Below are 21,412 nucleotides of genomic sequence, written 5' to 3'. Positions count from 1 at the left end.
GATCTTCGCGTCCGGAATCAGTAGGTGTCGACGGCGAGCTTGACGGCGAGGGCCACGCCCGCCGCGCCGATCAGGAATCGCAGCGGCGCGGCCGGCGCATGCCGCACGATCACCGGGCCGAGGCGCGAGCCGATCAGGCATCCGGCACCCAACGGGATGACGGCCGGCCAGTACACCGGGGCCACCACGATGAAAGCCACCGCGGCAACCGAATTGGCGACGCCGAGGATCACGTTCTTGCCGGCGTTGGCATGCGCGAGCGTCGCTCCACCGGTCCGCAGCAGCAGTGCCAGCAGCAGCACCCCGGCCGCGGCACCGAAGTAGCCGCCGTAGATGGTGATCAGGAAGATCGCACCGGCCTCGATGGCCACCTTGACCCGATGCTCCCGGTGGTCGGCCACCCGCGTCGGCTTCTGGCGGCCACGCGGCAGCAGGATCGCCACCGACGCGAACGCCAGGAGCGCCGGGACCACCTTCTCGAAGCCCTCGGCGGGAGTGCACAGCAGCAACGCGGCCCCGACCGCACCGCCGGCGATCGCGATCGGGATGATCCGTTTGATCCAGGCTCGCTGCCCGGCGAGTTCGGGCCGGGAGCCCAGCACCGAACCGATGCCGTTGAACACCAGCGCCACGGTGTTGGTCACATTGGCGGTGACCGGAGGCAGGCCGATGAGCAGCAGTGCGGGATAGGTGGCCACCGAGGCCAGGCCGGCGATGCTGCCGGTCAGTCCACCGCAGATCCCGGCGACGACGAGCAGGACAACCTCACCGACGCTCATGAGCCATCCACCCCGCCGAGACTACGGAGTCAAAAGTGTTTGCATGACCAGCCGCGCTGGGTCTAGCATCGCCAACGTGCCAAGGCGACTCGTAGTAGCAACCCGCAGCGGGGTCTGATCCGGACCGACCCCTCGCTGTGGGTCGTTCGCTACTTCGTCGGTCACTTCCTCTGATCAGAGAAGACCGGCACATGTACCTCACTTCCTCGGCACCGCAATCGGGCGCCACGTCCTCTTTCGCCGCCCATTTCTCCAATCCGCTGCCGCGTGGTCTGCGCGAAGCCGGTGAGTCGGCCTCCTGGGAGCAGTTCCTCGACGAGTACGCGGCAGGCCCGGGCACGTTGAAACTGGGGCAGTGGATCTGCACCGACACGGCGCGTTCAGCCAGCAGGCTGGGGCCGCAGGCCCGCCACTACCAGGCCACCCTGGCCCTGGGTGACACCATCAGCACGTTGACCGTGGCGGCCAGTGGACCCATCGCCGCGCTCACCGAGATGCTCTACGCACACGGGATCACCGTGGAGACCATGTCGTTTCACCAGTTGCCCATCGGCGGGCGGACCGCGACCTTCATCGAGGGCTGCGACGGCACGCACAGCGAGTGGGCCATGGGGCTCGACGACGATCCGGAACGGTCGGCGCTGCATGCCGTGATCGCGTGTGCCAACCGGCTGATGAGCAATCGGTTTCTGGCGACGGCCTGACAAAGTCGAATGGCCAGTTGTGGCACGCGAATTCCTCCGAAAGCGTGCCACAACTGGACAGTGGGCCTTCGAGCGACTCAGTGCAGCGGGCGCAGCACGATCGGCATACCGTCGATCGGCACCGGCATGCCGCCGTAGTCGTAGCGCGGCTGGTAGCCCGGGCTTGCCAGCTCCAGCTTGTACCGACGCAGCAGCCGGTGCATCACCGTCTTGATCTCCAACTGGCCGAACACCATGCCGATGCACTTGTGTGCGCCACCACCGAACGGGGCGAACGCGTAGCGGTGGCTCTTGTGCTCGCTGCGCGGCTCGGCGAACCGCTCCGGGTCGAACTTGTCCGGGTCGGTCCACAGCTCGGGCAGCCGGTGGTTGATCGACGGCCAGGTCACCACGCTCGTCCCGGCCGGGATGAAGTAGCCGAGCAACTCGGTGTCGCGCACAGCCTCGCGGAAGTTGAACGGCAGCGGCGTCATCATGCGCAGCGACTCGTTGATCACCAGGTCGTAGGTCTCCAGCTTGTCCAGCGACTCGAAGTCCAGCGGCCCGTCGCCGATCCGTGCGGAGTCGTCGCGCAGACGCTCCTGCCACTCCGGGTTGGCCGCCAGGTGGTAGGCCATCGTCGTCATCGTCGAGGTCGACGTGTCATGCGCGGCCATCATCAGGAAGATCATGTGGCTGATGATCTGGTCGTCCGTGAAGGTCTGCCCGTCCTCGTCGGCGGAATGGCACAGCACGCTGAACATGTCGGTGCTCTCCGACTGCCGCTTCTCACCGATGCGGCTGGCGAAGTAGTCCTCGAGCGTCTTGCGGGCCTGGATACCGCGCCACCATTTCAGCGGCGGCACCGAGGTCCGGACGATCGCGTTGCCGGCCCGCGTGGTGGTGGTGAACGCGTTGTTGATCGTGGTGACCAGGGCCCGGTCGGTGCCGGCGGGGACACCCATGAACACTTCGGAGGCGATGTCGAGCGTGAGCTCCTTGATCGCGGGGTGGAAGAGGAACCGCGGGTCGTTGGCGGCCCAGTCGTCGGCGAGCACGGCCGAAGCCACCGAGTCGATGTGGGAGATGTAGCCGCTGAGCCTGGTGCGGGTGAACGCTTCCTGCATGATCCGGCGGTGGAACATGTGCTCGTCGAAGTCGAGCAGCATCAGGCCGCCCTCGAAGAACGGGCCGATCACCGGATCCCAGGCGCGCTGCGAGAAATCCTTGTTGCGGTTGGAGAAGACCGCCTGGGTGGCGTCGGGACCCAACGCCATCACCGACGACAGCGCGGGTGACTGGGCGTAGTAGAGCGGGCCGTTCTTGCGGTATTGCTCCAGGATGAAGTCAGGACCGCCGCGGAAGATCTCGATCATGTGGCCGATGATCGGCAAACCGGAGTCGCCCAGGATCGGCTTGAGTCCACTGCCGGCCGGCGGCTCTGCGAACACGAACTGGTCCCAGTCCTTGGCCTTGAGGCGCTTCTCGAGGGCGCCCATGCCCGGCAGCGTGTTGGGCGTCGGGGTGAACCGACGCTTGGCCTGATCGAGCAGGTAATGCGGGGTGCTGATGGTTGCCATGGGCCGCTCCTGACCATAAAAGGCTGACGAAATGTGGTCGATGTCACCACTTGAGGCCATCCTGACTGCCAGACTTGACGCATGTCAAGTTTTGATCTGGCGCGTCGCGGGTGCAAAGGTCTAATGCCATGACCGCCGAATCGATACCGGGGAGCGGCAATGGCTCCACCGGGCGTCCGCAGGCCCGTCGGAGCCGGGGTGACCGGCAGCGCGAGGCCATCGTGGCGGCTGTGCGGGAACTGCTCGAGGAGCAGTCGTTCGCCGACATGTCGGTGAGCACCATCAGCGAGCGCGCCGGGGTGGCCCGGTCTGGCTTCTACTTCTATTTCGATTCGAAGTACGCGGTGTTGGCCGTGATCCTCGCGGATGCCATGGAAGAACTGGCCGCGTTGACGCACAACTACGCACCCCGGGAGGCGGGTGAGACCCCGGCCGCCTTCGCCGAGCGGATGGTCGGCAGCGCGGCCACGGTCTTCGCCACCAACGACCCGATCATGGCGGCCTGCACCGTCGCGCAGAACACCGATGCGCAGATCCGCGATCTGATGAACGATTTCGAGGACGCGGTGATCAGCCAGATCGTCGGCCTCGTCGAACAGGACTCAGGCGCCCGCCCCATTTCCGACGACCTTCCCGCGCTGGTGCGCACCCTCGTGGCGACCACCGCGATGACGCTGTCGCACGATTCGGCCTTCATCGGCCGGGGGACCGATCCGGCGCGCGCGCTCGACGTGGTCGAGCGACTGTGGCTCAACGCACTGTGGGGTGGCCAGGACGCCTAGCGTCACAGGTAAGGTTCACCGCTATGGGGAGCGATACCGCGGGTAACGGTCGGGCCGACTTTCGGGGGAAGAAGTGCTTGATCACCGGCGCCGCGAGCGGAATCGGCCGGGCCACCGCGCTGGCACTGGCCGCCCGCGGCGCTGAGCTCTATCTGACCGATCGCGACGAGGTGGGCCTGGCCCAGACGGTGGCCGACGCCAGGGCCCTGGGTGCCCAGGTACCGGCCCACCGGGCCTTGGACATCTCGGACTACGACCAGGTGGCAGCCTTCGGCGCCGACATCCACGCGGCGCATTCGTCGATGGACCTGGTGATGAACATCGCCGGGATCTCGGCCTGGGGGACTGTCGACCAACTCACCCATCAGCACTGGCGCTCGATGATCGACGTCAACCTGATGGGCCCGATCCACGTGATCGAGACGTTCCTGCCGCCGATGGTTCAGGCGCGCCGCGGCGGGCACCTGGTGAACGTGTCCTCGGCCGCCGGGATCGTCGCATTGCCATGGCACAGCGCCTACAGTGCGAGCAAGTACGGGTTGCGTGGGCTGAGCGAAGTGCTGCGATTCGACCTGGCGCGGCACCGTATCGGGGTGTCGGTCGTGGTGCCCGGCGCGGTGAAAACCGGCCTGGTGCAAACAGTTCAGATCGCCGGTGTGGACCGGGAGGATCCGAATGTGCAGAAATGGGTGGATCGGTTCGCCGGCCATGCGATCTCTCCGGAACGCGCCGCCGACAAGATCCTGGCCGGGGTGGGACGCAACCGTTTCCTGATCTACACCTCGGCCGATATCCGCGCCCTGTACACGTTCAAGCGCGTCGCATGGTGGCCCTACAGCGTGGCGATGCGTCAGGTCAACGTGTTGTTCAGCCGCGCGCTGCGACCGAAAACCGCTCAGCGCTAGCGTTTTCCCCAATGCCAGGAGGGCGTGTTGAGCATGCCGAAGCCGGTGACCTTCGTCTCGCCCCACTCCTTGTAGAGCTCGACCTCGATCGCGGCGCCCCGGTCCTCGTCGGCCGCCGGTGTGGTGTCCAGGAAATCGAGCAGGGCATGGGAATGCGTCACCACCACCACCTGGGATTGTTTCGTGGCGGCTTTGATGAGCGACGCCAGCGGCCGGACCAGGTCGGGATGCAGGGAGGTCTCCGGCTCGTTGAGCACCATGAGCGACGGTGGCCGGGGGCTGGCCAGTGCCGTCGCCCACAGCAGGAAACGTAGTGTGCCGTCCGATAATTCGGCTGCCCGCAAGGGGCGCAGCATGCCGCGCTGGCGTAGCTGCAGATCGAACAGCCCGTCGTTGACGGCGACGGACACCGTGGCGCCGTCGAATGCCTCGGCCACGGCGCGTTCCAGGTCGTCGAAGCCGGCCTCGATGATCGTCTGCACCGCCGCGGCCAGGTCGGCGCCGTCATCGGAGAGCACCGGGGTCCGGGTGCCGACGTGGGGCCGGCGGGCCGGGGCGCCGGCGTCGACCCGGAAGCCGTCGTAGAACCGCCAATCACGCAAGCGGTCGGAGACCGCGGACAGCTCGGGAAGTGCATGTGGGTGGGCGTATTCGGCCAGCACACTGTGATAGCTGGGCAGCGAGCGGGTCAGCTCGTCGTAACCCCGGCCCGATTGCGCCGCGACCTCGGCATAGTCGCGGGTGCGGCTCACCAGCGTCGACGCCGGTCGCAGCACCGGCCCCGCGAACACCACCTCCCGTTTGATCTCAGGGTCCTGGGCGAACGCCGTCGGGCCCGTGCCGGCCATCTGCGGCAGGCCCAGGTCGACCAGGTAACCGAAATCGTCTGCGGCGAAGCCCAGTTCGAGGGACACCGGGCGGGTCCGGACCGTGCCCTGGGTCTGCGCATTGGGCTGTTCCGGGCCCGCCCACAAGACCGACTGCAGGCCGCCCTCACGGGCCAGTGAGCCGATCACCTGGCCCCGGCCGCAGTCCGCCAGTAACCGCAATGCGCGGTAGATCGATGACTTGCCGGTGCCGTTGGCGCCGGTGACCACCGTGAGTGCGGCCAGCGGCAGGATCACCTCCCGCAGTGAGCGGTAGCCGCGAATCGCGATGGTCTGCAACATGGGGTCGAGGTTATTGGTGGGCGGTGACACTCGGGGCAGCGGGAAGATCGTCCATGGACAGCTCCAGCCGGACACCCAGCAGGCGGATCGGCCGGTCCAGCTCGAACTGGTCGAACACCGCCAGTGCGGTGTCGGTGATGAGTCCGGGGTCCGTGCTCGGCGAACCGAGCTTGCGGATCTTGGTGCGGGTGTAGAACGTCGCGGTGCGTACCGTGACCGCCACGCGGGTGACGATGCGTCCCTGCTCGACCACCTCGTCGAGCGTTCGCCGGGCCAACTCGCGGATCGCGTCGTCCATCTCGCCGCGCTCGGTGAGATCGGTGGCGAATGTGACGACGTGACTGCGTGAGCGCGGAATCCATGGCTCGGAGCTCACCTCGGTATCGCCGCCGCCTTTGGCCAGCAGCAGGATCCACAGCCCGGTGCTGGGTCCGAAGGCCGCGGTGAGCACGGTGGCATCGGTGGCGGCCAGATCGGCAACCGTGGTGATGCCCAGCGTGGCAAGCTTTTTGGTGGTCTTGGGCCCGACGCCCCACAGCGCATCCGGCGGGCGGTCACCCATCACCGACATCCAGTTGGCCTCGGTGAGCATGTAGACGCCGGCAGGCTTGGCCAGCCCGGTCGCGACCTTGGCGCGCTGTTTGTTGTCACTGATGCCGACCGAGCAGGACAGCCCGGTCTCGGCGGCGATCACGGTGCGGATGCGCTCGGCCAATTCGACGGGATCCGGCACGTCGGCGCCCAGATACGCCTCGTCCCAACCCCAGACCTCGAGCGGGTGCCCCAGATCGCGCAGCAGACCCATCACCTGTTCGGACGCCGCGTCGTAGGCATCCGGGTCTGACGGCAGGAAAGTGGCGTCGGGGCATTTGCGCGCTGCTGTGCGCAGCGGCATCCCGGCGTGGACACCGAACTCGCGTGCCTGATACGACGCGCAGGTGACCACCTTGCGCGGCTCGGTGGGATCACCGCTGCCGCCGACGATGACGGGCAGGCCCTCGAGTTCGGGGTGCCGACGCAGCTCCACCGAGGCCAGGAACTGGTCCAGGTCGACGTGGAGCACCCAGGTGGTCATGGCGCTAGCGGCCGCACAACTTGCGGGCGGTGTCCTGCCACGCGGTGATCAGGGCATCGAGACTGCGCCCGAGGGACAGTTGGTGCGCCAGGTAGTCGGCGTCCAAGAGGGCGATCAGGGCGTCGGCCTGTGCGTCGAGATCGCCTGTGGTGCCCGCTGTTTCCAGCAGCATCCGAACGTGGGTGCGGTGCAGGGTGAACGGGCCGGAGTAGCGCACGCCGGGTTCCCGGATGGCATCGGACAGCAGGGCCTGGTGGCAGTGCACGAACCGGAGTCGATCCGCGCCGTAGGCCAGCAGCCGTTCCAGCGGTGGCGCGCCGGGCCCCAGCGGGGGCGGTCCGAACATGAAGGCGTCCTGTTCGGCGGTCTCGTCCTCGTCGAGCAGCACCATCATCAGCCCCGCACGGCTGCCGAACCTTCGGAACACCGTGCCCTTCCCGACGCCGGCCTCCACCGCGATATCGTCGGTGCTGACCGCGTCCGGTCCCCGTTCGGCGATGAGCCGGCGAGCGGCATCGAGGATGAGAGCGCGGTTTCGGGCCGCATCCCCGCGTTCCTGTGGTGCCGCGTCGATGCCCGCGAGCTGGGTCGGGCGGTCGGAGGCTGCCACAACTGAACTTTAACTCAGGTGGAATTAATCGGACCACAGTCCGGTTGATGGTTGCAAGAATCGGGTGAGACGACCAAGCGAAACAAGGGAGTGGTGAAACATGGCCGATGTCAAGGTTCTGGTGTTGGTAGGAAGCCTGCGCGAGGCGTCGGTGAACCGACAGCTCGCGGAGCTGGCGGTGGAGCAGGCGCCCGACGGCGCGGAATTGCGGATCTTCGACCGCCTGGGCGAGCTGCCCTTCTATAACGAGGACATCGACACCGCCGACGTGGCCGAGCCGGTGGTCGCCCTGCGGGCGGCGGCTGCCGAGGCCGACGCCGCGCTGGTGGTCACCCCCGAATACAACGGAAGCATCCCCGGCGTGTTGAAGAACGCCATCGACTGGCTGTCGCGGCCCTTCGGCAACGGTGCGCTGAAGGACAAGCCCCTGGCCGTGGTGGGCGCTGCGCTCGGACAGTACGGCGGCGTGTGGGCGCACGACGAGACGCGCAAGTCCTTCGGCATCGCCGGGCCGCGCGTGGTCGAGGATCTCAAGCTCTCGGTGCCGTCCAAGGCGTTCGACGGCAAGCATCCGCGGGAGAACGCGGAGGTGGCCGAGGCGCTGCGCGACATTGTGGGCAAGCTCACAATTGAGGTCAGCTGAGGGTTCGTCTTCGCGTTTTGCCGTTCGCGCCGCTTTCCGGCAAAATCTTGCCGCCGGCTGGGTCGTCCCGACCCGGCCGGCGGCTTTGCTGTTGGGGGATCTTGCGCCGCGCGGCGCCCCGACTTGTCGGTGGCTGGTGCTACATCTGGTGCTGCGGCGCGACACGTTCTGTCAAGTCTGGCGCGACACGCCGTGGACGTGGTTGCTGGCAAGCTTACGACCTGGGAATTTCAAAAATGTTATTCAGAACATGTTGTATGGCTTCGAACTGTCGGCCACTAGGTGTAGTGTCTGTGAGACCGACAGGCCACCACAGTTCGGGAGCCGGCCGGAGCGTAGCGAATCCGGCCGAGTCGGTTTCAGGACCAGCCGGAGAGCGGCTTCGACCGGCAGGAATTTTGGCGGCCCGAAGGTCGCTGAACTTAAGCGAAACGTAAGACCCGAGCAGTTGCCAGTCACCTGTCTAGTTTGTTCACTTTCCGCAAGAGGAGCCGTACCGAAGATGACCGTCACCGTGTACACCAAGCCCGCATGCGTGCAGTGCAACGCCACCTACAAGGCGTTGGAAAAGCAGGGCATCGCGTTCGAGAAGGTCGACATCACCCTCGACAGCGAGGCCCGTGACTACGTCATGGCGCTCGGCTACCTGCAGGCCCCGGTCGTGGTGGCCGGCAACGAGCACTGGTCGGGTTTCCGGCCGGATCGGATCAAGGCACTCAGCACGGTCGCGGCCAGCGCGTAACGGAAGGTATCTACGGGGGAGGACGGAGAGCACGATGAGCCATCTCGTCTACTTCTCCAGTGTCTCGGAAAACACCCACCGCTTCGTTCAGAAGCTGCAGTGGCCCGAAGACCGAGTCACCCGCATTCCGCTGCACGGCCGCATCGAGGTGAACGAGCCCTACGTTCTGATCCTTCCCACCTACGGCGGCGGCCGTGCCACCCCCGACATCAACAACGGTGGCTATGTGCCCAAGCAGGTCATCGCGTTTCTGAACAATGAACACAACCGGTCGTTGATCCGCGGCGTCATCGCCGCGGGCAACAACAACTTCGGTGCGGAGTTCGCCTACGCGGGCGACGTCGTTTCGCGCAAATGCGGTGTGCCGTACCTCTACCGCTTCGAACTGATGGGTACCCCGGACGATGTCGACGCCGTCCGCGAGGGTTTGAAAGACTTTTGGAAGGACCAGACGTGCCCCCAACCGTCACAGCTGCAGAGCCTGTAACCACCGGCGCGCACGCGCTGCCCGGAGAGACTGATTACCACGCGCTCAACGCGATGCTGAATCTGTACGACGCCGACGGCAAGATTCAGTTCGACAAGGATGTGCGGGCCGCGCGGGAGTACTTCCTGCAGCACGTCAACCAGAACACGGTGTTCTTCCACAGCCAGGACGAGAAGCTCGATTACCTGATCGAGAAGGAGTACTACGAGCGCGAGGTGCTCGACCAGTACAGCCGTAACTTCGTCAAGAGCCTGCTGGATCGGGCCTACGCCAAGAAGTTCCGGTTCCCGACGTTCCTGGGGGCGTTCAAGTACTACACCTCCTACACGCTCAAGACCTTCGATGGGAAGCGCTACCTGGAGCGCTTCGAGGATCGCGTCGTGATGGTGGCGCTGACCCTGGCCTCCGGTGACACCGTGCTGGCCGAGAAGCTCGTCGACGAGATCATCGACGGCCGCTTCCAGCCGGCCACTCCCACGTTCCTCAACTCGGGCAAGAAGCAGCGTGGCGAGCCGGTGTCCTGCTTCCTGCTGCGCATCGAGGACAACATGGAGTCCATCGGGCGCTCCATCAACTCCGCTCTGCAGCTGTCCAAGCGCGGCGGCGGAGTCGCCTTGCTGCTGACCAATATTCGTGAGCACGGCGCCCCGATCAAGAACATCGAGAACCAGAGTTCGGGCGTCATCCCGATCATGAAGCTGCTGGAGGACTCGTTCTCGTACGCCAACCAGCTCGGCGCCCGCCAGGGTGCCGGTGCGGTGTACCTGCACGCGCACCACCCCGACATCTACCGGTTCCTCGACACCAAGCGCGAAAATGCCGACGAGAAGATCCGGATCAAGACGCTCTCGCTGGGTGTCGTGATCCCGGACATCACCTTCGAGCTGGCCAAGAAGAACGAGGACATGTACCTGTTCTCGCCGTACGACGTCGAGAAGGTCTACGGAGTCCCGTTCGCCGACATCTCGGTCACCGAGAAGTACCACGAGATGGTCAACGACGGCCGGATCCGCAAGACCAAGATCAAGGCGCGCGAGTTCTTCCAGACGCTGGCCGAGCTGCAGTTCGAGTCGGGCTACCCGTACATCATGTACGAGGACACGGTGAACCGGGCAAACCCGATCGCCGGCAAGATCACCCACTCCAACCTGTGCTCGGAGATCCTGCAGGTCTCCACCGCCTCGGAGTTCAACGACGACCTGTCCTACTCCAAGGTGGGCAAGGACATTTCCTGCAACCTGGGGTCGATGAACATCGCGAAGACGATGGATTCCCCGGACTTCGCGCAGTCCATCGAGGTGGCCATCCGGGCGCTGACCGCGGTGAGCGATCAGACCCACATCTGGTCCGTGCCGTCGATCGAGCAGGGCAACAACAGCTCTCACGCGATCGGCCTGGGGCAGATGAACCTGCACGGCTACCTGGCCCGCGAGCGGATCCACTACGGATCCGAAGAAGGCATCGACTTCACCAACATCTACTTCTACACCGTGCTGTTCCACGCGCTGCGCGCATCGAATCTCATTGCGATCGAACGTGGTACGAGCTTCGGCGGGTTCGAGGACTCGAAGTATGCGTCGGGTGAGTTCTTCGACAAGTACACCGAGCAGGCGTGGGAGCCGGCCACCGACAAGGTCCGGCAGATCTTCGCCGACGCGGAAATCCACATCCCGACGCAGGACGACTGGAAGCAGTTGAAGGAGTCGGTGCAGAAGCACGGCATCTACAACCAGAACCTGCAGGCTGTCCCGCCGACCGGGTCGATCTCCTACATCAACCACTCGACCTCGTCGATCCACCCGGTTGCCTCGAAGATCGAGATCCGCAAGGAAGGCAAGATCGGTCGCGTCTACTACCCGGCGCCGTACCTGACCAACGACAACCTGGAGTACTACCAGGACGCGTATGAGATCGGCTACGAGAAGATCATCGACACCTACGCCGCGGCGACGCAGCACGTGGATCAGGGTCTCTCGCTGACGTTGTTCTTCAAGGACACCGCCAACACCCGTGACGTCAACAAGGCGCAGATCTACGCCTGGCGCAAGGGAATCAAGACGCTGTACTACATCCGGCTCCGCCAAATGGCGTTGCAAGGCACTGAGGTTGAAAACTGCGTCAGCTGCATGCTGTGACGCAGCTTTGAGCGGCTCGAATGGCCAGTTGTTGCACACAATTCTCGAAAAGGTGTGCAACAACTAGCCATTCGGCATCAAAGGGCTGTGGGCAACAGACCTATTGAGCCGGCACGTAGACCTTGGTCCGCAGCCGGTCCTCGGGCACCTCGCGCGGGTCGTCGAGGTACAGGTTGTAATGGTGCGTTGTGACATCGTCAGCGGTGCGCGTCGGTGTCATCCCGTGTTCGGTCAGGTAGGCGCCGATCAGTTCGTGCGCCCGCGGAATTGCTTCGGCATACGGCCCGGTGACAGTGGCGACGACGGCTCGCCGAGCAGGGGAGGCGACCACGTTGAGTGGGGCCTGGGCCGTGGTGTGGGCGGGAACCTCGAAGAAAACCGACTCGTCGACATCGGATTCGCGAAATTCGTCGTCGTGTTCGATGCAGCCGCACAGCTGTCCCGGCGTGATTCCCTGCTGCTGCAGGGCCGGTAGGAACCGCTCCCACAACTGCCCCTCAGCGGCGTAATTCGGCATGGTGTCGCGCAGATACACGATGGTACGGGCGGGGATGGCTTCTTCGGTGACCGTGTCGGTCATGGTGAGCTCCTTCTCGGCAAGTAGGTGGTCGATGAGCCGGAGCCGCGCGTTGGCCTCGTCGGCCGCCGCGGCCAGCTCGATGCGTTGAGCCGCGAGGGCCGCGTCGAACGCGGGGGTGCCACGGATGGAAAGCAGGGCTCCGATGGCGGACACGCCGAACCCGATGTCGCGGAGCCGCCGGATCGCGGCGGCGTCGGCCAGCTGCGCGGCGGCGTACCTGCGGTAGCCGCTGATTGTGTCCACCTGCGCGGGCACCAGGACACCATGGGTGTCGTAGTGGCGCAGCATGCGAACGGAGATGCGGCTCAGCGAGGAGAACCTGCCGATCGGCATCAGGAACGGGGTGTCGGCCATGGCTACGACTGTGCCGTCTCACACGGTGTCAGAGTCAAGCCCCGATCTGAGCGATTGGAGGGCGACCGTGTGCGCGAAGATGTTCGGATGTCGACAACCGTTGAGGCGATCTTGGTCACCGCGTTGGTGCTCGGGATCGTTCTGGTGATTTTCGGCCTGATCTACGCGTGGGACAAATGGGGCAAAGGCACTCGACTGGAGCAACGCGTCGACCGTTTCTTCGACCGCCTCAGCGACATCTTCGACCGGTAGCGCCGATTTGAATGCCGGGCCTATGTGTCCGCGGCTACGGCGGCCTGCGCCGCAGGGGCCATCGGCACGAGATCGCCACGGCGAACGCGTCGTCGAATGGTCAGTTATTGCACGCGGACTGCGAAAAAGTGTGCGATAACTGGCCATTCGGCGCCTAGCGCTCGCGGGCCTGCTCGGCTCGTTGCGACTTGAGGCGTCGCTGCTCGGCCAGCACGCTCTGGTAGCTCTCGCGTTCGGCGACCAGCCACTCGGGCTTCTCCTCGAGCAGCTGATCGATCTGCTCGGTGGTGAGCGCATCTCCGACACCGCCGCGTGCGAGACCGGCGATCGAGATGCCCAGCTTGGCCGCCACGAGGTTCTTCGGATGCGGCCCGTTCTTGCGGAGGTCTTTGAGCCACTGCGGCGGGTTCTCCTGGAGTGCGGCGAGCTCACCGCGGGTGATCGCGTTCTCCTGGAACTCCGCAGGCGTCGCCGGCAAATAGACGTCCAGCTTTTTCGCCGCCGTGGCGGGTTTCATGGACTGCGCGTTCGGCCTGCTCATGGCTTCAGGGTATCGGTAACCTGAGGCGGTGACCCCGCAGTCCCTGACCCTCGGGTACGTCCCCGGCGGGACGCCCGCGAAGTGGGCGCGGATCTGGGCGGAGCGGCACCCCGGGGTGCGGCTGCAGTTGAGTGCCGTTCCCGCGGCCGCCGCGGCGGACGCCGTGAGAGACGGCACCGTCGACGTGGCGCTGCTGCGGCTGCCTTCCGACACGTCCGGCCTGGCCGTCATTCCTCTCTACCAGGAGACGACCGTGGCGGTGGTCCCGACTGATCACCTGCTCAGCGCAGTCGATGAGATCACTGCGGCCGATCTCGACAGCGAGCCGATCCTGGTGCCACTCGACAATGTCGTCGTATGGGCGGACGCTCCGGGCTCCCCGGTCGATCACCGACCCGAGTCCACCCAGGACGCGGTCGAACTCGTCGCCGCGGGGATGGGCGCGCTCGTCGTTCCGCAGTCGCTGGCGCGGCTGTATCACCGCAAGGACCTCACGTACCGTCCGATCGTCGACGCACCGACCTGCCCTGTGGCGCTTGCCTTCCCGGAAGGGCCGCAGTCGGACCTGGTCGAAGAGTTCATCGGCATCGTGCGGGGCCGCAAGGCCAGTTCGTCCCGGGGGCAGGCCGCGCCGGCCCCGAAACGCACAGCGCGGGAGAAGACCCTCGCGAAGCAGGCCGCCCGCGCGGCCGCTGGGAAAGTCGCGCGCAAGCCCGGCCGCACCGATCGCGGTCGACGCTGACGCGCGGGAATTGCGAGTCGGCGCGCACGGTTCCTGCACATATGACAACTACCGGTGATGTTGCATCGTTCGGTCCCAACGCGCCCGGATATGTATGGAAGGCGACGGCCGACGTCGAACCGATCGAGGTGTTTCCCGGAATCACCGTGCAGCCGCTCTGGAAGGGCGACAACGGTGCCAAGGCGGCGATCACAACCATCGCGCCGGGTGCGGTCTGGGTCGGTGAAGACCTCCACGACCCGGGTCCCGAAGAGGTCTATGTGGTCTCCGGCGTCTTCAACGACGGCGTCAACGACTATGCCGCAGGCACATTCCTGCACGCACCCGCCGGGTCGTGGCATGTGCCGCAATCCGCAGAGGGTTGCGTCTTGTTCCTGTTCTATCCGGAGGGCTGAGGATCAGTCGGGGAGTTCCTCGAGGATTTCCGACGCAGCCCGCTTCCACGCTGAGACATCGGGCGGCCCGGGGATGTTGCCGACCACGAGCACCACATTCGCCAGGTACCTGTCGGTGGCTATCCGCATCGCCGGGAAATCTCCTGGGCGAGTGAGCGGTTCGATGAGCATGCGTCGTCCGATGCCTGGAACCTCCGTGGCGCCCGGTTCACCGATGTCCGCGAGGAGTTCCTCGGTGATGACCCCGGTGGTGGGGGACTGGACCTTGATCGTCGCCGTGAACGACAGAACGCCACCCTCGGTGGCGTAGTAATTGCAGCTGTGCCCGACGGTGCCGTCGGAGTGCTGGATGTTGGCGTCCAGGCCGTTGTCGATTGCGACGCCCGCGAGGGCCGACATCTGCTCGCCGCTGAGTAGGCAGTCGGAGGGCAGGACATGGTCACGCCACGTCGCCGTGCTTGTCGCTGCTTCGTGACCCGTGGCGACTGGTTGCCCGGGTACGACGTGCGCGCAGGCGGTGGCACATGCGACCGACGCTAGGGCCGCCACAGATGCGCAGTATCGACCTGGCGAATGCACAGCGCAACGCTAGCTGATGCGCGGATGAGTTCGGGCAAAACGTGCGGCCACAAAAATCAATGGCAACCGCCGAGACGAGCCTTCACGCTTGAAGCATGGAGGCCCATCTGTATCAGTCGCCGGCCGATTTCGACGCCGCTGCGTGGTCCGTGTACCGCCCGGATCCGGTGCTGTTCACCCTGGAACTGACGACGCTGCACATCACGCCCTGGCCCGCCGAGCGAATCCTGCTGTCGGTCGGTAACGGAAACGATGTCGAGGGCGCGGCGGTGCAGACTCGTGACTCGGTGCTGTTGGTGAACGGCCTGCCGCCCGGGACGGCGATGACGGCGGCCGAGACGCTCGCCGCGGTGACGGCAGACCTGTCGGGGGTGCGCGGAACACCGGCGACGGCAACGGCTTTCACACAGGCATGGCATGCTGTCACGGGTGTGCGGGCGAGTGAGTCATCACGCGATGTGCTCTACCGGTTGGGGCATCTGACCGGCCCCAGCGGTGTCGCCGGTGAATGGCGACTTGCCGGACCCGGGGATGCGGAGACCGTCGTGCAATGGCTGGATGAGTTCTTCGTCGAAGCGTTCGGAGAGTCATCGAACCTGGACGCGAGTCGGGCAATGCTCACCTCCATCGTCGAATCCGGTGACCGCATCCTGCTGTGGACGGTGGACGGCGAACCGGTCAGCATGGCGCGGGTGCGCGCCGCCGTCGTCGGCGTCTCTCGGATCGGTCCGGTCTACACCCCGTCCGGACATCGTGGCCACGGTTATGCGGCCGCGGTCACCGCCGCCGCCGCACAATTCGCGCGCAACGAGGGGACGAGCGAGGTGGTGCTGTTCGCCGATACCGCCAATCCGGTGTCCAACCGGGTTTACCGGCGCATCGGTTTCGAGGCCATCGCCGACGACGTCCGGTACACGTTGGCCGCACCCTGAGGCTGCTGCCTCCCAAACTCCCGACCAAAATGTGAAGCCTCTGCGAAAAGATCGCAGAGGCTTCACATTTGGCGCTCCGAACGGCTACGTGTGCTGCGGGCTCTGGGCCTTCTTGTACAACGACTTGAGCAGCAGGTCACGGAAGGTGTGGTTGTCCAACGCCTTCAGGCCCGCACCCGCGACGGCGGGCATTCCGGCGAGCTTGTTGAAGAAGCGGCCGCGCCGGTATTCACGCCCCCACGCTGCGCGCATCCGCTGCTCGTAGTTCGTGAAGTCGTCGGGCCCGCCGTTGGTGAGCGCGGCGATCGCGCACTCGCCTGCGGTCAAACCGGATTCGAGCGCTTTGGAGATACCCGCACCGGACACCGGCTTGCCCGCACCCAGCGAGTCGCCGACGAACAGCACGCCCGGACGCCACGGCGGCCAGGCCGTGAAGCCCATGGGCAATCGCCACGCCCGCACGCTCTTGTTCTTCTTGAGTTCCTCGATCGGCGGCAGTTCCCATTCGGCGGGCAGGGTCCGCAGGAAGTCGCCCAGGAACTGGGTGGCGTTGATGGACTGCCAGTTCTTGTAGCTGTTGACATAGCCCAGACCGATGTTGAACCGGCCGCCGCCCATCGGGAAGATCCAGCCGTAACCGGGCAATTGATCGCCCTGGAACAACAGCTTGAGGTAGATCTCGAACGCATCGCTGTCGGGACGGTTGGCGTGCATCTCGGACCGGATCGCGATGGCCGAGTAGCCGTTGTACTCCGAGTCGATCTTCAGCGCGCGCTTGATGGGGGAGTAGGCACCGTCGGCCGCGATGACGGCGTCGCCGAACACCTTCTCGCCGCTCTTGAGCACGACACCGACCACGCGACCCTTGGCGTCGAACTCGGGTCCGGCGACCTCGGCGCCCTGGCGCACCTCGGCTCCCGCCGACTCGGCGTGCTTGAGCAACAGCGTGTCCAGCTCGGTGCGGCTCACGGTGTGGCCGTGATCGGGCATCCCGGGACGGCGCGGGAAGGACAGTTCCCACTCGCTGGGGCTGTACACCGTCACGTTGTTGACCCGATGGAACTTGGCGACCTCGTCGGCCAGCCCCATCTTCTGCAGATAGCTCACGGCACGGGCGGTCAGCCCGTCACCACATGGCTTGTCGCGGGGGAACTCCGCCTTGTCCAGGACCAACACCTTGGCGCCGGTCTGAGCGGCCTGCCACGCCGCGGCTGACCCGGATGGGCCCCCACCTGCTATGACCAGGTCGTATCGCTGCGTCATGAGCCTCGTCTCATTGGTTGACTGTGGCTGCGATAGTACCCAAGCGACGTGTCGGCGGCTTGACGGGCGAACGCCCGGGTCAAACGGCAAAACCGCGTGTTGTGGGGCGGTCTGGGCAGGTCAGCGCTATCAGGGCGGGTACAGTGATCGCGTGCGGCGAACGTCGAGATCACATTCCAGCGCTGGCGCGGGCGTCAAGGTCGATGCCCGCAGCGAGCGCTGGCGTGAGCACCGTAAGAAGGTGCGGTCGGAAATCGTCGACGCATCGTTCCGGGCGATCGACCGGTTGGGGCCCGAGGTCAGCCTCCGGGAGATCGCCGAAGAGGCTGGTACGGCCAAGCCCAAGATCTACCGCCACTTCGCCGACAAATCCGATCTGTTCCAGGCGATCGGTGAGCGGCTGCGCGACATGCTGTGGTCGGCGATCTACCCGGCCATCAACCTCGGTGCCGACCCGGCCCGGGAAGTCATCCGGCGCAGCGTCGAACAGTACGTGCGACTGGTCGACGAACATCCCAACGTGTTGCGGTTCCTGATCCAGGGCCGGTTCGCCGAGCAGAGCGAATCGACCATGCGGGCACTCAACGAGGGCCGCGGCATCACCCTGGCGATGGCCGACATGTTCTCCAACGAACTGCGCGAGATGGAACTCGACGGGGCCGCGATCGAGCTGGCGGCGTTCGCCACCTTCGGTGCGTGTGCGTCGGCCACGGACTGGTGGCTGGGCACCGACGAGGACAGCCCGCGCCGGATGCCGGCCGAGGAGTTCGTCAACCACCTGACCACGATCATGGTCGGGTCCATCAACGGCACCTGTGAACTGCTCGGCATCTGGATCGACCCGGACCTGCCGCTGCACGAGGGTGTCCAGCGGCGTCAGCACGCCAGCTAACCGACTCGTTGACAGTCGGGTCCCAGGTCCGGAGACTGGGAAGTATCCGGTACCGCCGTTCCCAGAAAAGGACCTGAGCTATGACGGCTGCCCAACCCTCGCCGCAGGGTCAGCAACCAATCCAGACCCGCGCCTTGATCATCGGCAGCGGGTTCTCGGGGATGGGTATGGCGATCGAGCTGCAACGCCGCGGCGTCGATTTCCTCATCCTGGAAAAGGCCGACGAGTTCGGCGGAACCTGGCGCGACAACACCTACCCGGGTTGTGCCTGCGACATCCCGTCGCACATGTACTCGTTCTCCTTCGAGCCGAAGGCGGACTGGAGCCACATGTGGTCGTTCCAGCCGGAGATCCAGGACTACCTGTTGGGCGTGGCATCCAAATACGGGCTGCGCCGCAACACCCGTTTCAACACCCACGTGGACCGCGCGCACTGGGACGATCAGGAGCTGCGCTGGCACGTGTTCAGTGACACCGGGCAGGAGTTCATCGCGCAGTTCCTGGTCTCGGGGGCCGGCGGCCTGCACATCCCGCAGATCCCGGACATCGAAGGCCGTGAGGAATTCACCGGTGCGGCTTTCCATTCCGCGCAGTGGGACCACAGCGTCGACCTCACCGGCAAGCGGGTCGCAGTGATCGGCACCGGTGCCAGCGCGATCCAGATCGTGCCCGAGATCGTCAAGGACGTCGCCGAGCTCCACCTCTACCAGCGCACCCCGCCGTGGGTCATGCCGCGGGTGAACAACAAGTTCCCGCAATGGATTCGGCGCGTGTTCAGCTATGTGCCCGGAACCCGAGCGGCGATGCGCGCGGCCATCTACTGGATCCACGAGGGCGTCGGCTTCGCGATGACGCAGCAGCCGTGGCTGCTCAAGATCGGCGAGGCGATGGGGCGCTACAACATCAACCGCAGCGTCAAGGACCCCGAGCTTCGTCGCAAACTCACCCCGCGCTACCGCGCCGGGTGCAAGCGAATCCTCAACTCCGACACTTATTACCGCGGGATCGCCAACCCCAAGACCCAGGTGATCACCGAGTCCATCGCCCGGATGACGCCCACGGGCATCGTCACCGCCGACGGTGTCGAGCATCCGGTCGACGTCGTGGTGTTCGCCACCGGCTTCCACGTCACCGACTCCTACACCTACGTCGACATCAAGGGCGCCGGCGGCGAGGATCTCGTCGACCGCTGGAACCGCGAGGGGATGGCCGCCCACCGCGGCATCGCCGTGTCGGGCATGCCCAACCTGTTCTTCCTGCTCGGGCCCAACACCGCACTGGGGCACAACTCCGTGGTGTTCATGATCGAGCAGCAGATCCGCTACGTCGGCCAGGCCATCGCCGCCGTCGACAAGGCCGGTGCCCAGGCACTGTCGCCCAGCCCCCGCGCCCAGGCGGAATTCAACACCGAGTTGCAGCACGACCTGGCGCACACGGTGTTCAACACCGGAGGTTGCCGGAGCTGGTACATGGACGCCCACGGCGTCAACCGGACCCTGTGGAGCGGCATGACCTGGCAGTACTGGCTGGCAACGCGCAAGCTGGATCCGGCGGAGTTCGATTTCATCCACGCCGGACGCGACACGAAAACACTAGATGCTGGGGTCCCCGCGGGGGCTTAGCCCCAGGGGTAGTGTCGTAGGTGCTGTCCGGCAAACAAAACAACCTGGTGAAATGGGGTTCTGGTGAGCGAAGGCATGAAGCTGATCGACCGTGTCTCAGCGATCAACTGGAACCGCCTCCAGGATGAGAAGGACGCCGAGGTCTGGGATCGGCTCACCGGCAACTTCTGGTTGCCGGAGAAGGTGCCGGTGTCCAACGACATCCCGTCGTGGGGCACGTTGACCGCGCACGAGAAGCAGCTCACCATGCGGGTGTTCACCGGCCTGACGCTGCTGGACACCATCCAGGGCACCGTCGGCGCCGTCAGCCTGATCCCCGATGCGCTCACCCCGCACGAGGAGGCTGTCTACACCAACATCGCCTTCATGGAGTCGGTGCACGCCCGCAGCTACTCCAACATCTTCTCCACGCTGTGCTCGACGGCCGAGATCGACGACGCGTTCCGCTGGTCGGAGGAGAACCCGAACCTGCAGCGCAAGGCCGAGATCGTCATGCAGTACTACAAGGGTGACGAGCCGCTCAAGCGCAAGGTGGCCTCCACGCTGCTGGAGAGCTTCCTGTTCTACTCGGGCTTCTACCTGCCGATGTACTGGAGCAGCCGGGCCAAGCTGACCAACACCGCCGACATGATCCGGCTGATCATCCGCGACGAGGCCGTGCACGGCTACTACATCGGCTACAAGTACCAGCGCGGGCTGGCCCTGGTCGACGAGGCAAAGCGCACGGAGCTCAAGGATTACACCTACGAGCTGCTCTTCGAGCTCTACGACAACGAGGTCGAGTACACCCAGGACCTCTACGACGAGGTCGGCCTGACCGAGGACGTCAAGAAGTTCCTGCGCTACAACGCCAACAAGGCGCTGATGAACCTCGGCTACGAGGCGCTGTTCCCCAAGGACGAGACCGACGTGAACCCGGCGATCCTGTCCGCGCTCTCGCCGAACGCCGACGAGAACCACGACTTCTTCTCGGGCTCGGGTTCCTCGTACGTCATCGGCAAGGCCGTCGTCACCGAAGACGAGGACTGGGACTTCTAGCTAGTTGGCGTAGGGGTTGCGCCCCTCGCCGGTGTTGAGCAGCAGGGGATTGTTCACATCGAGAGCATGGCTGCCGCCCGGGCTGAGGACGAACCCCGCCCCGTCAAAGGAATTGCTGCACACCGTCACCGTGCCGTCCGTCCCACATGTCACATCGCGGTAGCTGATGCGTGAGCCCGGCAGCAGCCGGTTCGGCAGCCCGTCGAAGACGAACAGCGGCCGGTTGTCGCTGAGGAACGTCGGCAACCCCCGTTGTCCGCCCGTCACCGCGTTGGCCCCATCCGGTGCCGCGGGCAGCGGGCCGCTGCAACCGTAATTGCCCGATCTGCGACTGATGGCGCATGCGATATCGCCCGGCACGGCAAATGCGTAGTACTCGCCGTTCTGCATCGCGAAGTCGGACGGCTTCACCGGCGCAAGCGCGTTGAGATTGAGTGGCGGTGGGGGCGGAGGTGGCGGCGGGTCCGCTGCCGCCACGCCGGGGACACCAAAACCAGTGCCGATCGCTGCGCTGACCAGGGCCACCAGCACCATCTTCTGCATCACGTCACCTTAGAGCGTCGCAATCGGACACGCGCGTATATGTGCGGCCCCGAGGACAGTAGGTAGTTCGGTCACTCAGCATCCCTCCA

Annotated in this window: 24 protein-coding genes; 14 read left to right on the top strand and 10 right to left on the bottom strand. The window is 65.5% G+C overall.

Annotated features, from left to right (window positions below; genetic code table 11):
- Nucleotides 1-17 precede the first annotated feature (17 nt).
- Complete coding sequence (locus tag G6N57_RS26165) at nt 18-779, bottom strand: sulfite exporter TauE/SafE family protein (protein ID WP_077743810.1); 762 nt, start codon at nt 777-779, stop codon at nt 18-20.
- Between the two features lie 191 nt (nt 780-970).
- Here G6N57_RS26165 and G6N57_RS26160 point away from each other — a divergent pair, with 191 nt between their 5' ends.
- Nucleotides 971-1,483, top strand: a complete 513-nt coding sequence (locus tag G6N57_RS26160) for a 2-isopropylmalate synthase (RefSeq protein ID WP_077743811.1) — start codon at nt 971-973, stop codon at nt 1,481-1,483.
- Nucleotides 1,484-1,560: 77 nt separating this feature from the next.
- On the opposite strand, the gene G6N57_RS26155 is transcribed toward G6N57_RS26160, so the two are convergent.
- Entirely contained in the window at nt 1,561-3,042 is a 1,482-nt protein-coding gene (locus tag G6N57_RS26155) for a cytochrome P450 (protein WP_077743812.1), read from the bottom strand.
- 128 nt (nt 3,043-3,170) lie between these two features.
- On the opposite strand from G6N57_RS26155, the gene G6N57_RS26150 reads away from it, so the two are divergent.
- Together G6N57_RS26150 and G6N57_RS26145 are read left to right on the top strand one after the other, a co-directional pair.
- Nucleotides 3,171-3,824, top strand: coding sequence for a TetR/AcrR family transcriptional regulator (locus tag G6N57_RS26150; protein WP_077743813.1), 654 nt, complete (start codon nt 3,171-3,173; stop codon nt 3,822-3,824).
- A gap of 23 nt (nt 3,825-3,847) precedes the next feature.
- A complete protein-coding gene (locus G6N57_RS26145; RefSeq protein WP_077743814.1) occupies nt 3,848-4,729 on the top strand; it encodes an SDR family oxidoreductase in 882 nt (293 codons plus the stop codon).
- Here the strand turns inward: G6N57_RS26145 and G6N57_RS26140 are convergent.
- From G6N57_RS26140 to G6N57_RS26130, 3 genes are read right to left on the bottom strand one after another with little or no spacing between them, the layout of a single operon-like run.
- Nucleotides 4,726-5,898, bottom strand: a complete 1,173-nt coding sequence (locus G6N57_RS26140; protein WP_077743815.1) for an AAA family ATPase — start codon at nt 5,896-5,898, stop codon at nt 4,726-4,728. The two genes, G6N57_RS26145 and G6N57_RS26140, sit on opposite strands and share 4 nt — an antisense overlap.
- A gap of 10 nt (nt 5,899-5,908) precedes the next feature.
- Nucleotides 5,909-6,973 (bottom strand): DNA polymerase IV, encoded by a 1,065-nt coding sequence (locus G6N57_RS26135; protein ID WP_077743816.1) that lies wholly within the window; start codon nt 6,971-6,973, stop codon nt 5,909-5,911.
- Between the two features lie 4 nt (nt 6,974-6,977).
- Nucleotides 6,978-7,583, bottom strand: coding sequence for a TetR/AcrR family transcriptional regulator (locus G6N57_RS26130; RefSeq protein ID WP_077743817.1), 606 nt, complete (start codon nt 7,581-7,583; stop codon nt 6,978-6,980).
- Nucleotides 7,584-7,683: 100 nt separating this feature from the next.
- On the opposite strand from G6N57_RS26130, the gene G6N57_RS26125 reads away from it, so the two are divergent.
- From G6N57_RS26125 to nrdE, 4 genes are all read left to right on the top strand, one after another.
- Nucleotides 7,684-8,226 carry an NAD(P)H-dependent oxidoreductase gene (locus G6N57_RS26125; protein ID WP_077743818.1) on the top strand — a complete coding sequence of 181 codons (543 nt, stop codon included), beginning with the start codon at nt 7,684-7,686 and terminating at the stop codon, nt 8,224-8,226.
- 502 nt (nt 8,227-8,728) lie between these two features.
- The gene (locus tag G6N57_RS26120) at nt 8,729-8,968 is read left to right on the top strand and encodes a redoxin NrdH (protein WP_075919479.1); all 240 of its coding nucleotides are present in this window, start codon (nt 8,729-8,731) and stop codon (nt 8,966-8,968) included.
- Between the two features lie 34 nt (nt 8,969-9,002).
- Nucleotides 9,003-9,455 carry a class Ib ribonucleoside-diphosphate reductase assembly flavoprotein NrdI gene (nrdI, locus tag G6N57_RS26115; protein ID WP_065462752.1) on the top strand — a complete coding sequence of 151 codons (453 nt, stop codon included), beginning with the start codon at nt 9,003-9,005 and terminating at the stop codon, nt 9,453-9,455.
- Nucleotides 9,422-11,590: a class 1b ribonucleoside-diphosphate reductase subunit alpha gene (gene nrdE, locus G6N57_RS26110; RefSeq protein WP_077743819.1), complete on the top strand. Its 2,169-nt coding sequence runs from the start codon at nt 9,422-9,424 to the stop codon at nt 11,588-11,590. Before nrdI ends, nrdE begins: the two co-directional genes overlap by 34 nt.
- Before the next feature lie 100 nt (nt 11,591-11,690).
- On the opposite strand, the gene G6N57_RS26105 is transcribed toward nrdE, so the two are convergent.
- Nucleotides 11,691-12,524, bottom strand: coding sequence for a MerR family transcriptional regulator (locus tag G6N57_RS26105; protein WP_077743820.1), 834 nt, complete (start codon nt 12,522-12,524; stop codon nt 11,691-11,693).
- Nucleotides 12,525-12,611: 87 nt separating this feature from the next.
- On the opposite strand from G6N57_RS26105, the gene G6N57_RS31730 reads away from it, so the two are divergent.
- Nucleotides 12,612-12,776 (top strand): hypothetical protein, encoded by a 165-nt coding sequence (locus tag G6N57_RS31730; protein ID WP_165777769.1) that lies wholly within the window; start codon nt 12,612-12,614, stop codon nt 12,774-12,776.
- A gap of 154 nt (nt 12,777-12,930) precedes the next feature.
- Here G6N57_RS31730 and G6N57_RS26100 read toward each other — a convergent pair whose 3' ends face one another.
- Nucleotides 12,931-13,317, bottom strand: a complete 387-nt coding sequence (locus G6N57_RS26100; RefSeq protein ID WP_077743821.1) for a DUF5997 family protein — start codon at nt 13,315-13,317, stop codon at nt 12,931-12,933.
- Between the two features lie 28 nt (nt 13,318-13,345).
- Here G6N57_RS26100 and G6N57_RS26095 point away from each other — a divergent pair, with 28 nt between their 5' ends.
- Nucleotides 13,346-14,059 (top strand): LysR family substrate-binding domain-containing protein, encoded by a 714-nt coding sequence (locus G6N57_RS26095; RefSeq protein ID WP_077743822.1) that lies wholly within the window; start codon nt 13,346-13,348, stop codon nt 14,057-14,059.
- Between the two features lie 41 nt (nt 14,060-14,100).
- A complete protein-coding gene (locus G6N57_RS26090; protein ID WP_077743823.1) occupies nt 14,101-14,454 on the top strand; it encodes a cupin domain-containing protein in 354 nt (117 codons plus the stop codon).
- Nucleotides 14,455-14,457: 3 nt separating this feature from the next.
- Here the strand turns inward: G6N57_RS26090 and G6N57_RS26085 are convergent, their stop codons facing one another.
- Complete coding sequence (locus tag G6N57_RS26085; protein ID WP_077743824.1) at nt 14,458-14,853, bottom strand: hypothetical protein; 396 nt, start codon at nt 14,851-14,853, stop codon at nt 14,458-14,460.
- A gap of 275 nt (nt 14,854-15,128) precedes the next feature.
- On the opposite strand from G6N57_RS26085, the gene G6N57_RS26080 reads away from it, so the two are divergent.
- Nucleotides 15,129-15,965 (top strand): GNAT family N-acetyltransferase, encoded by an 837-nt coding sequence (locus tag G6N57_RS26080; RefSeq protein WP_077743825.1) that lies wholly within the window; start codon nt 15,129-15,131, stop codon nt 15,963-15,965.
- Nucleotides 15,966-16,049: 84 nt separating this feature from the next.
- Here G6N57_RS26080 and G6N57_RS26075 read toward each other — a convergent pair whose 3' ends face one another.
- Nucleotides 16,050-17,228 (bottom strand): NAD(P)/FAD-dependent oxidoreductase, encoded by a 1,179-nt coding sequence (locus G6N57_RS26075; protein WP_077743826.1) that lies wholly within the window; start codon nt 17,226-17,228, stop codon nt 16,050-16,052.
- A gap of 151 nt (nt 17,229-17,379) precedes the next feature.
- Here G6N57_RS26075 and G6N57_RS26070 point away from each other — a divergent pair, with 151 nt between their 5' ends.
- The 3 genes from G6N57_RS26070 to nrdF all read left to right on the top strand — a co-directional run bounded on the left by G6N57_RS26070 (nt 17,380) and on the right by nrdF (nt 20,780).
- Entirely contained in the window at nt 17,380-18,120 is a 741-nt protein-coding gene (locus G6N57_RS26070; protein WP_077743827.1) for a TetR/AcrR family transcriptional regulator, read from the top strand.
- 80 nt (nt 18,121-18,200) lie between these two features.
- A complete protein-coding gene (locus tag G6N57_RS26065; RefSeq protein WP_077743828.1) occupies nt 18,201-19,742 on the top strand; it encodes a flavin-containing monooxygenase in 1,542 nt (513 codons plus the stop codon).
- A gap of 75 nt (nt 19,743-19,817) precedes the next feature.
- Nucleotides 19,818-20,780, top strand: a complete 963-nt coding sequence (gene nrdF / locus G6N57_RS26060; RefSeq protein ID WP_077743905.1) for a class 1b ribonucleoside-diphosphate reductase subunit beta — start codon at nt 19,818-19,820, stop codon at nt 20,778-20,780.
- Here the strand turns inward: nrdF and G6N57_RS26055 are convergent, their stop codons facing one another.
- Nucleotides 20,781-21,323, bottom strand: coding sequence for a hypothetical protein (locus tag G6N57_RS26055; protein WP_234815674.1), 543 nt, complete (start codon nt 21,321-21,323; stop codon nt 20,781-20,783).
- Between the last annotated feature and the right edge of the window lie 89 nt (nt 21,324-21,412).

The organism is Mycolicibacterium boenickei, from assembly GCF_010731295.1.
GTDB classification, from domain to species: Bacteria; Actinomycetota; Actinomycetes; order Mycobacteriales; family Mycobacteriaceae; genus Mycobacterium; species Mycobacterium boenickei.
The sequence above is the reverse complement of the archived record's forward strand: the minus strand, read 5'-3'. Positions and strand labels throughout refer to the sequence as shown.